14 protein-coding genes are annotated in these 13659 nt (G+C 60.2%); 7 read left to right on the top strand and 7 right to left on the bottom strand.

Going from position 1 to position 13659, the window contains the following annotated elements:
* The 6 genes from NW860_RS05035 to NW860_RS05010 form a co-directional block, all read left to right on the top strand.
* Positions 1–591: DUF4388 domain-containing protein (locus NW860_RS05035; protein ID WP_414512794.1), on the top strand; the 591-nt coding region annotated here is incomplete at its 5' end.
* Between the two features lie 76 nt (positions 592–667).
* A complete protein-coding gene (locus NW860_RS05030; protein WP_414512792.1) occupies positions 668–1036 on the top strand; it encodes a roadblock/LC7 domain-containing protein in 369 nt (122 codons plus the stop codon).
* A gap of 39 nt (positions 1037–1075) precedes the next feature.
* Positions 1076–1633 carry a protoglobin domain-containing protein gene (locus NW860_RS05025; protein ID WP_414411219.1) on the top strand — a complete coding sequence of 186 codons (558 nt, stop codon included), beginning with the start codon at positions 1076–1078 and terminating at the stop codon, positions 1631–1633.
* Between the two features lie 46 nt (positions 1634–1679).
* Positions 1680–2249 (top strand): GTP-binding protein, encoded by a 570-nt coding sequence (locus tag NW860_RS05020; RefSeq protein WP_414425820.1) that lies wholly within the window; start codon positions 1680–1682, stop codon positions 2247–2249.
* Positions 2250–2278: 29 nt separating this feature from the next.
* Positions 2279–2707 carry a hypothetical protein gene (locus tag NW860_RS05015; RefSeq protein ID WP_414512789.1) on the top strand — a complete coding sequence of 143 codons (429 nt, stop codon included), beginning with the start codon at positions 2279–2281 and terminating at the stop codon, positions 2705–2707.
* Positions 2708–2868: 161 nt separating this feature from the next.
* Complete coding sequence (locus NW860_RS05010) at positions 2869–3792, top strand: fructosamine kinase family protein (protein WP_414393655.1); 924 nt, start codon at positions 2869–2871, stop codon at positions 3790–3792.
* Between the two features lie 52 nt (positions 3793–3844).
* Here NW860_RS05010 and glyS read toward each other — a convergent pair whose 3' ends face one another.
* From glyS to NW860_RS04980, 6 genes are all read right to left on the bottom strand, one after another.
* Positions 3845–6037: a glycine--tRNA ligase subunit beta gene (glyS, locus tag NW860_RS05005; protein ID WP_414512787.1), complete on the bottom strand. Its 2193-nt coding sequence runs from the start codon at positions 6035–6037 to the stop codon at positions 3845–3847.
* A gap of 110 nt (positions 6038–6147) precedes the next feature.
* Entirely contained in the window at positions 6148–6813 is a 666-nt protein-coding gene (locus NW860_RS05000) for a universal stress protein (RefSeq protein ID WP_414512785.1), read from the bottom strand.
* Complete coding sequence (locus NW860_RS04995; protein ID WP_414512783.1) at positions 6792–8225, bottom strand: cation:proton antiporter; 1434 nt, start codon at positions 8223–8225, stop codon at positions 6792–6794. Before NW860_RS04995 ends, NW860_RS05000 begins: the two co-directional genes overlap by 22 nt.
* Before the next feature lie 200 nt (positions 8226–8425).
* On the bottom strand, positions 8426–9025 hold the full coding sequence (locus NW860_RS04990) for a superoxide dismutase (RefSeq protein WP_414512781.1): 600 nt from the start codon (positions 9023–9025) through the stop codon (positions 8426–8428).
* Positions 9026–9248: 223 nt separating this feature from the next.
* Entirely contained in the window at positions 9249–9563 is a 315-nt protein-coding gene (locus tag NW860_RS04985; protein WP_414512779.1) for a hypothetical protein, read from the bottom strand.
* Positions 9560–11530, bottom strand: coding sequence for a transglycosylase domain-containing protein (locus NW860_RS04980; protein WP_414512777.1), 1971 nt, complete (start codon positions 11528–11530; stop codon positions 9560–9562). Before NW860_RS04980 ends, NW860_RS04985 begins: the two co-directional genes overlap by 4 nt.
* A 140-nt stretch (positions 11531–11670) precedes the next feature.
* Here NW860_RS04980 and tyrS point away from each other — a divergent pair, with 140 nt between their 5' ends.
* Positions 11671–12927: a tyrosine--tRNA ligase gene (gene tyrS, locus NW860_RS04975; RefSeq protein ID WP_414512775.1), complete on the top strand. Its 1257-nt coding sequence runs from the start codon at positions 11671–11673 to the stop codon at positions 12925–12927.
* Here tyrS and NW860_RS04970 read toward each other — a convergent pair.
* Complete coding sequence (locus NW860_RS04970; protein ID WP_414512773.1) at positions 12905–13621, bottom strand: hypothetical protein; 717 nt, start codon at positions 13619–13621, stop codon at positions 12905–12907. The genes tyrS and NW860_RS04970 overlap by 23 nt on opposite strands.
* Positions 13622–13659: the final 38 nt, after the last annotated feature.

Below are 13659 nucleotides of genomic sequence, written 5' to 3'. Positions count from 1 at the left end.
CCTGCAGATTTGGCCAAGCTCTTTCGCCATCAGCTCCAGGTGGGTCTCTACTGCCTCTTTGCCCTGGAAGCGGGGCAGTTCAGTTTCCTGACCGGCGTACCCATGCCTTATCGAGAGATGACGGGCTTGAGCAAAAGTGCCACCGCTGCAGTTCTAGAAGCGATGCAGCAGATCAAGTGGGATCAGCGTCCGGAAGAAGACTTGCCCCAACCAGATAGCTACTTCTGGCGCACCAGCACCGAGCTGCCCTTGTACAAGCTCTCTGCCTTGGAGTGGGGGATCCTAGAGCAGGTTTCGCCTTCGCGCAGGCTAACTGACGTGGCCCGGGCGTTGGGTGCAGATCTTCTGGAAGTTCGCTATGCCTGTGCTCGCTTGGCCAAGCTGGGACTCATCAGCCCTTGTGAGGGCCCAGCGGCTATTGCTCCCTCTTTGCCTGCTTCAGATCAGTTGACAGGGGTAGCAGGCAACTTGGAAACGGCGAAGGAAAAGCTGAGCGCCAAGCTACCCTCTTTCTCGGAGGAAAGCGGCCAGGTCAAGCCCTCGTTGGTTGCGCGACTGGCTACTTTGCTGAAGGCAGTCCGTGATAAGTAGTTTTGTGGCAGCATCATCTGCATCAGACAGGAGCATCAGCAAATAGGCGGGAAGATAAAAAGCAAGGAGAGAAAGCATGGCTAACTTATCCTCTTTGCAGGCAATTCTCCAGAACTACATTTCCAGCATGCCAGGAATTCAAGGAGCGGCTGTGGTCACTCCCGATGGGTTGCCATTGGCATCCGCACTGCCCGTAGGCATGGACGAGGAAAGAACCTCTGCCATGTCTGCTGCCATGCTTGCTTTGGGGGAGAGGATCGGGAAAGAGCTGGGTCGTGGAACTATGGAGAGGGTCTTTGTGCAGGGAGAAAAGGGATATGGAGTTTTAACCCGCTGCGGCCCCGATGCTGTCTTGCTGACGATTGCTAGCGATGAGGTAAAGCAGGGCTTGCTGTTTTTGGAGATGAAGCGAGCTGCGGCAAGCATTGCGGAAGCCATGAAGTAGATAGGCTGAGTTTGACTTTGACCTGATTTTGAGGGAACTATGGCCATCAAACCTCTGGAGCTGTTGCAAGTCTTGATCTCGCGTACCGAATTTACGGATGAAGATAAGAAGATTTTGCAGCAAAATGCCGACTGGGGCAGCAGCATTGCCGCAGAGATGTCGGATACCTTTTACAACTACCTGGATCGCGACCCTGAGATGGCGGCAGTCATAGCCAAGCACAACCGGCAGCGGCTGGGCCAGACCTTTGCCGAGTGGTTTAGGGAAATGTTTACAGGCATGGACAACTGGGGCCCCCAGTACGCTGAGCGCCGCTGGAAAATTGGCCTAGTTCACGTGCGCGTTGGCATTGGCCCTCAGCATGTGGTGCCCGCCATGGCCACAGTGGTTCGGGAGGTGAGTCGTCGGCTAGTCAAGGAAGGTAAGCCCGAGGAACTGCGGGTGAGCCTAGGCAAAGTTTGTATGATCGACCTTTCTTTTATTGAGCAAGCCTACCTTGAGGTGGCCTACAACGCTGTGCAACAGGAAACGGGTATGAGCGAGGCCTTGTTTAAACGCTTGATCGCTACCGGAGCTAGCAGTTTAGCTTCTTCCTAACCAATTGGGTTTGAGCGGGCTGGTCTTTCGTGGGGGGAAGCTAACTATGGACAATATTCTCCGCATTGTTGTCACCGGGCCCGTGGGCGCTGGAAAGTCCACCTTTATTCGCACCATCAGCGAGATAGAGGTGGTCGATACCGATTGCAAGGCCACCGATGAGGTGGCAGAGCTAAAGCAAAGCACAACGGTCAGCATGGACTTTGGCCGCCTGAGAATTGGCGAAGAGGAAGAAGAGATGTGGCTGCATCTCTACGGCACGCCCGGCCAGGCCCGCTTTAGCTTTATGTGGGATATTTTAATCCAGCGCGCTCATGGCTACGTTCTTCTGGTGCCTGCCCACCTGCCGGGCCAGTTTCGCAATGCCCAGGCCATTCAAGCCTTTATGAGGTCCAGAACCCGTGCTCCCTCAGTTATTGGGATCACCCACGTCGATCACCCCAATGCCTGGGATCCGGAAGACATTTTGCTGATCCTGAACAACCAAGACGGCTCAATTCCCCACACGACCTTAAATGCTCAAGAGCCGGCTTCTGTGGCCAACACGCTGCTCCTATTGGTTGAGCAACTGATGCCCCAGGTGGTTGTCCCAGCAGAAGATGCTAAGAAATGTTAAGCTAGGGGGAGTTGGGTCAGCTAAGTCTTATGGAGTCCCTCTACCTCAGCGGCGAGTTTTCCCGTAGCCTTGTCAACCCCCCTATCTACTCGGCCATTGCCCTGCTCAGCTTCTTGGCTATTATTTTCGGCATCATCTTTAAAGACAAGTTGGAATACCAGGTAGCCCTTTGGCAGCAGAACCGAGAGGGCCAGGGGCAGATCCGCTACCGCACGCCGGGGATCATCTTCAGCTACACCCTCTGCAATCTGTTTGCCTTTGGCTTTGTAGCTGCCTGTTTACACGTTTTTGGCCTATCTCTGGCTTTGGCGGCCTTGGTCGGCGGGATCCTTGTCTTCAGCACAGCAGGACTGATCTGGTGGCGGCTGGGATCCCTGCTGGAGCTGTTGGCAGTGGGGGGATCCCAAGCCACTGAACTCGACTTTTTGGATGCTGAGGCAGCGGTAGAAGGAGAATAGCAGCTTCTGGGCTCTCGCCAGGCGGCCAGAAAGGCGGCGGAGGTTATCGCCCAAGCGAGAAATGGACGCGGCAGGCAGCTTTGCTACGCTGGTAGCTGGGTCGGTTGCCGGACTGACACCGATAGTTCATCTAAACAACTAGCCCAGCTAGCCCAGTATTGATGCAGAACTTTTGGCAGGCCGTTGCCCAGCACCTCTCTGAAGCCACAGGGGATCCCTTGCATCCTCTACACTACCGTCCCCTGGGCGGGGGCAGCATCAACGCCGCCTACCAGCTTTCCTGTGTGCTTCAGGCTTCTTCTGGCCAGGAAAGACGGGACTACTTTGTCAAGGTGGCGGGGGGAGGAGAAAGGGCGCTGGAGATGTTTGCAGCAGAGGCGGCGGGCCTGCAAACCTTGGCGGCGGCCAATGCCGTGCGGGTGCCACAGCCGATTGCCTGGGGATCCTTTGATGGGCAGGCTTACCTGGTGCTGGAATACCTGGAGCTGAGTTCGCCCCGCCCCCAAACGGGAAGTTTGCTGGGATCCCAGTTGGCCCAGTTGCACCGCACGCTCTCCCCCAACGGCAACTACGGCTGGGATCGCAACAACACCATTGGTTCGACGCCGCAGATCAACAGTTGGCGGCAGAACTGGGTGGACTTCTACCGAGAACAGCGACTTCTCTACCAGGTCAAGCTGGCTTGTCAGCGGGGTTACCGCGGCGCCTGGGTGACGCAAGCCGAGCGGGTAATGGCGGAGCTAGAGACTTTCTTTCGCAACTACCGGCCCGTCCCGTCTCTGCTACACGGGGATCTCTGGGGCGGCAACTACGGCGCCTTGCCCGATGGCTCGCCGGTCATTTTTGACCCAGCCACCTACTACGGGGATCGGGAGACGGATCTGGCGATGACTGAGCTTTTTGGCGGCTTCCCGGCGGAGTTCTACCGGGCCTATCAAGAGGCCTATCCCCTGGACGAGGGGTATCCTCACCGCAAGCCCCTCTACCAGCTCTACCACTGGCTCAACCATCTCAACTTGTTTGGAGAGGGCTACCTGGGCTCAGTGCAGCGGGCCTTGCAGCAATGCTTACGCTTTCTTGCCTAGTCTTGTTCTACTCCCTCGCCTACGCTTAGTTACGGGGATAGCCAGCCGGCGGCTAGCGGCTCTTCTCTGGCGTCGCTTCCCCGGCCATGACCACAGCCCCCATATCTCCCAGCAGGCGAGACTGGTTGCGCAATATCCCCAACAGGTTCAGCCGGTTGGCTCGCAGGCTGGGATCCGGATCCATGACCAAAACCGCCTCGAAGAAACGATCCACTGCAGGGGCTGCTGCCTGTAGGCTCTCCACCAGTGGGGTAAAGTCTCCTTGGCAGGCTGGCCCCACGCCCAGCCGGTAAACCCTTTGACAGGCTTCGTACAGCTCCTGCTCTGCCGTCTCCTGAAACAGCCTAGGATTCACTGCAGCCGCCGGATCCAGCACGGCGTAGTCCAAATTCCCTTGGGTGGCCAGGCGGGCGCAGCGGTTGAGGGTGGGGTAGAGATCGGCCAACTCTCCAGTCGCTCGCAGATGCTGCAGGTACTCGGCCCGCAGCAGGGTGAGAGGCAGGTTGCTCAAAGCCCGCAAGGTCAGTTCCGCTTTCTGGGGCTCCTTGCCGTGGACAGACTCGGGATCCCCGACCACGGCTCTGACCAAGTCGTAGTCAATTCGCTTTTCCTCCTGCAGAAGGATTTGCAGCCGCTGGGCAAGAAACTCCTGCAAGGCCTTTAAGGTCCTTTCGTCTCCCGCCGCGTAGTCCTGCACCACCTGGCGCAGGAGCTCATTGACATCCAACCTCCAGTCAGCCTCCCAGGCAATCAATACCAGGCTGTTGGCAGCCCGCCGCAGGGCAAAGCGATCCGAAGAGCCCGTAGGGATCTGCCCCAGGTGGAACATGCCCACCAGGGTGTCTAGGCGATCTGCCCAGCCCACGACCCGCCCGGTCAAAGAGGTGGGCAGAGCCTCCCCTGCCCCCAAAGGCCAGTAGTGCTGCTCGATCCCCTCGGCCACGGCTTCAGGCTCGCCGTCCTGGCGGGCGTACTCGGCGCCCATGATCCCCTGCAGCTCTGGGAACTCGTACACCATTTGGGTAACCAAATCTGCCTTGCACAGGTAAGCCGTGCGATCCACCAAGGCCTGCTCTTGGGGATCCAAGTTCAAGGCAGTGGCAATGAGGCGGCTGATGTGGCGGATGCGCTCTACTTTGTCGCGCATCGATCCCAGCCCCTCGGCAAAGGTAACCGCCTGGAGACGTTCCACCCGCTGGGCCAAGGGGAGGCGGCGATCCTCCTCGTAGAAAAAGCGGGCATCGGCCAAGCGGGCCCGCACCACACGGCTGTTGCCTGCCGCAATCCGCTCCGCTTGCCGGGGGTCGCCGTTGGAGATGGTGATGAAGTAGGGCAGCAGTTTTCCGGGATCCCGCCCATCCCGCACGGGAAAGTAGCGCTGGTGGGCAATCATCACCGTTTCAATGACCGCAGGGGGCAAGCGCAAAAACTCCGGCTCAAAGCGCCCCAGAACTGCCGTTGGCCACTCCACCAACTGCACCACCTCCTGCAGCAGAGCAGAGGGGATCTGGGCCTGCCCGTTCACCTGCTTGGCTAGCCGGGTCACCTCCGCCTGGATGTGCGCTGCCCGCGCTGCCGGGTCGGGGTTTACCCCTGCTGCTTGCATCTGCTGAACGTAGCTCTCGGCCCGCTCCAAGACAACCTGCGGGGATCCCAAGACGCGGTGGCCACGGCTTACCCGACCAGCCACTAAGCCCGACGGAGGATTGCCTTCAGGGGTAGGCCAGAGCAGAGGCAGCACCTGATCGTCCCAGAGGGAGACCAGCCAGCGGATGGGGCGGGGAAACTTGAACTCCCCGTAGCCCCAGCGCATCAGCCGCTTGCCGCTCAAGGAGGTGATCCAGGTGGGCGCCAATTCCTGGAGCACCGCTGCTGTTGGACGTCCCTGCACCCGCTGCATGGCAAAGACAAAGGAGCCCTTCCCCACCTGCCGGATCTCTAGGCTAGTGGGATCCACCCCCTGTTTCTGGGCAAACTTTTCCCCGGCAGGGGTAAGCCGGCCGTCTTGGTAGGCCACCTGAACTGGCGGCCCCTTCACCTCCAGAAGGCGATCCGGCTGTTGGGTGGGCAGCCCCTGCAGCAGAACTGCCAGGCGCCGCGGCGTGCCGAAAAGCTGCATCTGCTCGGCCTGCAGATGGGCTTCTGCCAAAGAGGCCGGGATCCCCGTCCTCCACTGCTCTAGGGCCGAATCCACAAAGCTAGCTGGCAGCTCCTCACAGCCAACTTCCAGCAAATAGGCGACCATATGCTCCGCCCGGCGCTAGCGACGTCTTTCCTCGGCGAGGGTGGGTGTTGATCGCGATTTCTCAGTCTAGCAGGGGAAGCGGGCTGCCGTTTGAGCCAGTCTCACTAGCCCTAGTACCAAGTGGAGTCTCCTGCCGCCAGAACACTCTCCTGCAAACGCGGCGGGTGGGCAGCAGGCAGATGCACCACGATCATGGGGAGGTCGGGACGATGGCGGGCGATGATCTCCGGCTCGCGGCTTAGGCGAAAGCGGCTGCGGGCTTCGCTGAGCACTCCCACCAACATATCCCCCGGCTGCAGGGCTTTGAGCACCTCGGCCACCAACCCCCCCTGCACCCGCTGTACCGGCAGATGGGCATAGCTTGCCGCCCCCGGGCCCGGAGAGCACTCCCGCAGCGGTCGGGTTTGCACTAAGAGAAGCTGCAGCGCCGCTTTCAACTCCCCAGCCAGCGTCTGCGCCAGCCCAATCGTCTGCTGCAGGGATCCAGGAGACACTTCCAACTCTGGGGCTGCCAAAAGGATGCGCCGCGTCGTCTCGAGCGGAACAGGGAAGCGCGCGATTAGCACCGGGATCTCCACCTGCCGCACCACGGCGTCAATGGTGCTGCCGAAGAAGTTTTCCGCGTAGGTGGAGTAGCCCTTCCAGCCCAGGATCACCAAGGTCGCCTGCCGCTCCAGGGCCGAGCGGACGATTCCCTTTTCCACCGAGTCATCCACCCGGCGAATGGCTTCCACCCGCGCTGCAGCGCTGTGGGCTAGGGACTCGGCAAAGGACAACAACTGCTCTTGCCGGGCCAGGGCTGCTGGCGAGACCCAGCACGGTCAGACAGAACGTGCAGCGGCAGCAGCGTTCCCCCTTCTTTCTTGGCCAGAATCAGAGCCAACCGCAGCAGGTTGCTCTCAGTCTCGGGGTTGACTACCGGCACCAGGACGCGGGATCCCCAGGCTGGCCTAGGCAAGTCGCTGGCTTCTGATGCCACCTCCCTAGGCTGGAGCTGCTGCCCCCAGCGGGCCACAATCCAAGGCGAGGCAATGCAGGTAACCAGGATCATGGCGATGGTGCCGTTCACCGTCAGCTCATCCACCAACTCCACCTGAAAAGCCACCGTGATCGCCGCCAGGGTAGTCGCCGCCTGAGCCATCGACAAACCGAACATGATCATCGTGCTGGCCAAGCGCCAGCCAAACAGTTGGGCCGGGATCCAAGCGGCCAGAAACTTGCTCACCACCTCCGCTGCGATCATCACCCCGCCCACCAGCAGTGTGCGCGGCTCTCCCAAGAGAATGCCGGGATTGATCAGCATCCCCACCGAGATCAAGAAAAAAGGCACAAACAGGGTGTTGCCGATAAACTGGATCCGGTTCATCAGGGGGCTGAGCTGGGGGATGATGGGGGTAATGGCCGTCCCGGCCAGAAAGGCTCCCACCACCGGCTCAATGCCGATCAACCCCGCTCCGTAGGCCACCACAAACAAAGTGGCGATCACGAAAGTAAACTCTGCTCCCTCGTCGTGACCAAAGCGTTGAAAGAACCAACTGCCCAGCTTAGGCACCCCCCACAGGGTGGCAAACGTGTAGAGGGCAATGGAAGGGATCAACGTCAGCCAAAAGCGCAGCGACAGCTCCCCTTGGTAGGCGCGCACCACCACCGCCAGCACCAACAAGGCCAGGACATTGGAGATGAGGGTGGCCCCCAAGGTAGCCGTTACCGTTTGCAGGCGCATCAACCCCAGCTTGGAGACAATGGGCAGCCCAATCAGGGTATGAGAGGCAAAGCAGGAGGCCACCAGCACCGCCGCCAGGAAGTCATACCCAATGGCCAGCATGGCTACCGTGCCAATGAGCATGGGCAACAGGAAGGTAAACGCCCCGAAGATGCTAGCCTTGCCGGCGTTGAGCTTTAAATCCTCCAGGCTGGTCTCCAGCCCGGCCATGAACATGAGAAACAACAGCCCTACCGTGCCCAACAAGACGATGGTCTCGTCCCGCTGCAGGATCCCCAAGCCGTAGGGCCCCACCACCAACCCGGACAAGATCAGGCCGATGATCCCCGGCAGGCGCAGTCGCTCAAATAGCAGCGGGGCCACCAGCATGATCGTCAGGATGATGAGGAATACCAGCACCGGGTTTTTCACCGGGCCGACTACGGCTAGAGGGATCCCTGAAATTTGCAGCCAGCTAGCCAGCATAGATACCCAAAGGACAGCAACCAGATGCCCGCCTGAGTCTATCAGATTCTTCCAGGTTCGAGGTGCCTTGCAAAAAGAGCAAAGGGATCCCCAGTGGCTGAGGATCCCTCGAATCCCATCAAAAAAGGTCTGCCTAGCTGGCAGAGGCGGAGCTAGTCTTCAAGGGGATCCCCTGTCCAGGGATCCCAGAACAGATACACTCAGGCTGCCGCCAGCCGAGCGTTGACAGCATCCCAGTTCACCAGGTGCTCCAGGTAGGCGGTGATGTAGTCAGGCCGCCGGTTCTGGTAGTCCAGGTAGTAGGCATGCTCCCACACATCCAGTGTTAGCAGGGGAACTTGGCCGTGGACCAGCGGGTTTTCCGCGTTGGGGGTTTTGGTCACTTTCAGGGTGCCGTTGTCCAGCACCAGCCAGGCCCAGCCGCTGCCAAACTGGGTGGCCGCCGCCGTTTTGAAAGCCTCCACAAACTTGTCGTAGCCGCCTAGATCAGCGTTGATCTTGTCGGCAATGGGCCCTGTCGGCGCGCCGCCCCCGCCTGGCTTCATGGATTCCCAGAAAAAGGTGTGGTTCCAAACCTGGGCGGCATTGTTGAAGATGCCCACTTTGTCAGGATCCCCAAACGTGGCCTTGATGATTTCTTCCAGGGACTTGTTGGCCAGCTCGGTGCCTTCGATCAGCTTGTTTAGGTTGGCTACATAGGCCGCATGGTGCTTGCCGTGGTGGTAGGAGAAGGTTTCTGCCGACATGTAGGGCTGAAGCGCGTCGGCCGGGTAGGGCAGAGGTGGGAGTTCAAAGGCCATAGTCGTCTGTCCTCTGGGTCTTGTGCGAAAGATGCAAGAAGGGACGCCGGGAAGGCAAGCCTAAACCAGACAAAGGCGTTACCTTTCTTTGCAGTCTTAGTGTAACTCAGAACCACTGCGCTCTGGATCCCCCAGTCATGGCGGTGGGGATCTGGTGCCCCAGCGCCCTGTTTGCCTTGGCCTGAAAGCCCAAACCAGCGGGATCCCTGCCCCAGCAGCTCGATCAGCAGGGGGACAACATCAAAGCCGCGGTGATGGCGGCAATGGTAACCCCATTGCGGGTGAAGTTGAGGGTGTCGCGGCTGAGCTGGAAAAAGCGCTCGTCCCAGCGTTTGACTTCCGCCTTCAGGCGTTCTTCGGCACTGGCAATGCGCTCCTCTGCTTTGGCAATCCGTTCCTCAGCCTTGGCAATGCGCTCCTCGGTGCCGGCAATGGTTTGTAGCAGCTCTTGGTTTTGCCGGGCCAGTTGGGCGATGGCCTGGGCGTTGGCCTCGACAGTGCGCTCGATGCGCGCCAACCGCTCCTCGCTATCGCTCATGGTTGGGGAGGGGGAAAGTAATCGGGGCTGGGGAAATCCTGGGGCGGGATCCCTTGCAGGGCCTCTGTCATAAAGCGCTTCCAGGTGGGAGCGACAAAAGCGCCTCCTGTCGTACCCGGGAGCATGGGAGAGTTGTTGTCGTTGCCAATCCAGATGGCAGTGGACAGTTGCGGCACATAGCCGATGAACCAAGCGTCGCGGAAATCCGAGGTGGTGCCCGTTTTGCCAGCCACCGGTCGCCCATCGTCCAGACGGGCTGCCGTCCCGGTGCCCTGGGTTACCACCCCTTTGAGGATCTGGTTGAGGGTGGCCACCGCCCAGGGATCCAAAACCTGCCGCGGCTGGGGTTTAGCCTCGAAGAGAACTTGGCCGTCGCGACCCACCACCTGGGCTAGGAGCGTCGGCTCCACCCAGTAGCCGCCGTTGGCAAACACAGCATAGCTGGCTGCCATCTCTAGGGGGCTGGCGCTGGCCGACCCCAGGGCAGTGGTTAAGTTGGGGGGCATCTCGGCGCTGAGGCCGGTGGCCTTGGCTGCAGCAATGACGTTGTGGATCCCGACTTCCTCTGCCAGCTTGACGGTGGGCACGTTGCGGGAGAGCTCCAAAGCGCGGGCAAAGGTGAGGGGGCCGTAAAAGGTGTTGTCATAGTTTTTCGGCCTGTAGGGAGGAGAGCCGGGATAGGTGACGGGGGTGTCGTAGAGGATGCTGTAGGGTGTGTAGCGGCCGCTAGCCAGGGCCGCATAGTACACGTAGGGCTTGAAGGTGGAGCCAGTCTGGCGAAAGGCTTGGGTGGCGCGGTTAAATTGGCCCCGCCGAGCGTTGATGCCGCCCACAAGGGCCTTGACGTAGCCTGTGCGGGGATCCACCGCCGCCAGAGCCATCTGATCAGCCCGGCGAGTGGCGGTAAGGCGAGGCCCGTCTTCGTTGACGATGCGCTGGGCAATGCGCTGCAGCCGCAGGTCGATAGTGGCCTGAACCCGCAGCCCCCCCTGGAGGATGGCCTGCTCGCCAAAGCGGCGCCGCAGCTCTGCCTCAATGGCGTCGGTAACCGCCGGCGCGTTGCTTTGGAAAGAGGTGATGCGGCCAAAAGTCAGCTTCTGCTCTCGCGCTGCCTGCGCCTCTTCTGGGGTAATCCACTTGAGCTGCACCAGGCGATCCAGCACCAGCCGTTGGCGCCGCTTGGCTGCCTCCAGGTTGCGAAAGGGGCTGAAGATTTCTGGCGCCGGCAGGATCCCGGCCAGCATTGCTGCTTCCGCCAAGTTGAGCTCCGCCGCATCTTTGTTGAAGTAGCTGCGGGCTGCCGCCTGAATGCCGTAGAGATTGTGCCCCCAGTACACCTGGTTGAGGTACATCTCTAGGATCTCGTCTTTGGTGAAGACCTGCTCCAGCCGCACCGCTAGCACAATCTCGGCCACCTTGCGGCTGAGGGTGCGCTCCGGCTTTAGAAAAAGGTTTTTCACCAACTGCATCGTCAGGGTGGATCCACCCCCCGCCGAGCCCCATCCCCCCTCGACGCTGCCCAAGAGTGCCCGGCCCAAGCTGACCGGGTTGATGCCGGGGTGGGTGTAGAAATGGCTGTCTTCAATAGCCAGCAGCGCTTTCTTCATCTCCGGGGAGACTTCTTCGAGGGAGATTACCTCCCGGTTGGCTTCCCCGTGGAGGCTGGCAATGGGCTCGCCGTGGATATCGACAATGTGGGTGGTGGCCACCGGCACGTAGTTCCGCAATTGACGCACATCGGGCAGGTTGCGGAAGCTAATGGCCAACCCCAACAAGCCAGCAGCCGTTGCCATAGAGCCCAAAAGCAGGGATCCCAGCAACAGGTTGCCCACCGTGCCAGCAACCTGAGCAAGCCAGGAGAAGCGGGTGGGCGGGATGTCAGCGGTATACTCGTCGTAGTCCAGGTGGGGAAAGGGGCGGCTGGAAGAGTGCCGCGGAGCTCTCGAGGGTCTGGGACTGTAGGTCACGTCAAGAACTCCGTCACTTCAGCGTTGCAGAGAACCCCAAGTTTGCCCCATTATAGGGCGGCGCTTCCTGGGCCGGCAGGGGATCCTCGCCGCCTCTAGGCAAGGGAATAAAATGGCTCATGTTGCCTCTCAGTGCAGAGATGGAGCCAACTCCTATCTCTTCCGCTCTAGAGGATCCCCGCATTGCCGAGATCACCCAGCGGGGGGTAGCCGAGATCTTTCCAGGGGGAGCAGCAGCTCTGGCAGAGCGCCTAGCCAAAACCGATCGCCCCTTGCGGGTCAAGCTGGGCATCGATCCCACGCGGCCGGATCTGCACCTGGGCCATGCGGTGGTCTTGCGCAAATTGCGCCAGTTCCAGGATGCCGGCCATGTGGCTATTTTGCTCATCGGTGACTTTACGGCTCTAGTAGGAGATCCCACCGGCCAATCGGAGGCCCGTCCCCGCCTGACCCCAGAAGAAGTGGAAGAAAACGCCCGCACCTATCTGGAGCAGGCTGCCAAGATCTTGGACTTTGAGACCCCTGGCCGGCTGGAGGTGCGCCGCAACAGCGAGTGGCTAGCCCGCCTCACCCTCAGCGAGCTCATTGAGCTCCAAGCCCAGATGACAGTGGGGCAGATGTTGGCAAAGGAAGACTTTGCCCAGCGCTACCGCTCGGGAACGCCCATCTACTTGCACGAATTTCTCTACCCTCTCCTGCAAGGCTACGACTCGGTGGCACTGGAGGCGGACGTGGAGTTGGGGGGAACCGACCAGCGCTTTAACCTCCTAGTTGGCCGGGAGCTACAGCTTTGGAAAGGGCAAACCCCGCAGTTTTGCCTAACGGTGCCTCTTTTGGAGGGCTTGGATGGCTACCAGAAGATGTCCAAGTCCAAGAACAACTACGTGGGCTTGACCGAGGATCCCCTCACCATGTACTCCAAGCTGGAGAAGGTGCCGGATCACCTGGTGGAGCGCTATTTTGAGCTGCTGACCTCGGTGCCCCTGTCGGAGCTGCCGGCGGATCCCCGTCAGCGCCAGATTCTCCTAGCCAAGACCCTAGTGGCCCAGTTTCACTCCCCTGAGGTGGCAGAAGAGGCCCAGCGCACCGCCCAAGCCCTGGTGTTGCAAGGTGAACTTGTCGAGACCGCCTCCATCCCCACCTTTGCTGTCGAGGGCTTGTCCTATCCGGTTAAGCTCAGCTACATCCTGCGCGAGTCCGGCCTGTGCAAGAGCGCTGCCGAGGCCCGTCGGCAGATTCAAGGGGGCGCCGTGCGGCTAGATGGTCAAAAGGTGGAGGATCCCAACCTGGAGTTTGCCAACGCTTCGGAGCTAGCGGGGCGGGTTTTGCAGGTGGGCAAAAAGGCTTTCCGGCGGCTGGTGGTGGGTAATTCCCTCAGCGAGCACGGGCAGGCTTGAAGCCGAGTCCGGTTTTTTTCTGCCTGGTCTTGGCTGGGGGATCGGACAGAGGAGAAGCTGACGAAGTTGGCAGGAAAACGGGCTCCGGTTTGGGCCGGATCGAGCCCGCCTCAGCTACTGCCTCAGAGAGCTTTTGCCGCACCAGCTCCTGAGTCTCCAAAATGTTGGGATCCGCCGCCCATTCCGGGGCCTCTCGAACGGGATCATCCTCGGAGGTGAACTCCAGGTCGTAGGTCTCGGCGCGGTAATCGGGGCTGAAGCATTCCCAAGCCCGCAAACTGTAAAAATAGGGGAACAAACGCACAATGCGCTCAATATCCAGGTGCTCGGCAAAGCGGCGAAAAGCCTCTTCTTCTGAGACCGGAAAAGGCGCATAGTGCTCGGAGACAAACCACTTCAAAAACTTGCGGGCCTCTGGAACAATTTGCTCAGGGGCCATGGATCCCAGCACCGCTGCGTTGAAGCAGTTGACCAACAGGTGCTCCAGCAGCACGGCGTTGTACTCGGCAAAGCAGGTTTGCTCGCGGCTTTCCACCGGCTGCCAGGGCATGTTGCCGTTGGCGGCAATAAATAGGTGCACCAGGTCGTGGGAAGGGTTGGTTTGAATAAAGCCATGTCCCTCTAGTTTGGCGCCGTCGCAGCTAAAGAGCTGGAATTGAGGGCTCCAGTAGAACTTCAGTTGCTTTGCCGCCATGCTCTAGCCGTCCTCTTGTCCAATGACGGGATCCCTTC

This window comes from Synechococcus sp. F70.1 (assembly GCF_047502745.1).
In the GTDB taxonomy this organism is placed as follows: domain Bacteria; phylum Cyanobacteriota; class Cyanobacteriia; order Thermostichales; family Thermostichaceae; genus Thermostichus.
This window is presented reverse-complemented; position numbering and strand designations above follow the sequence as displayed.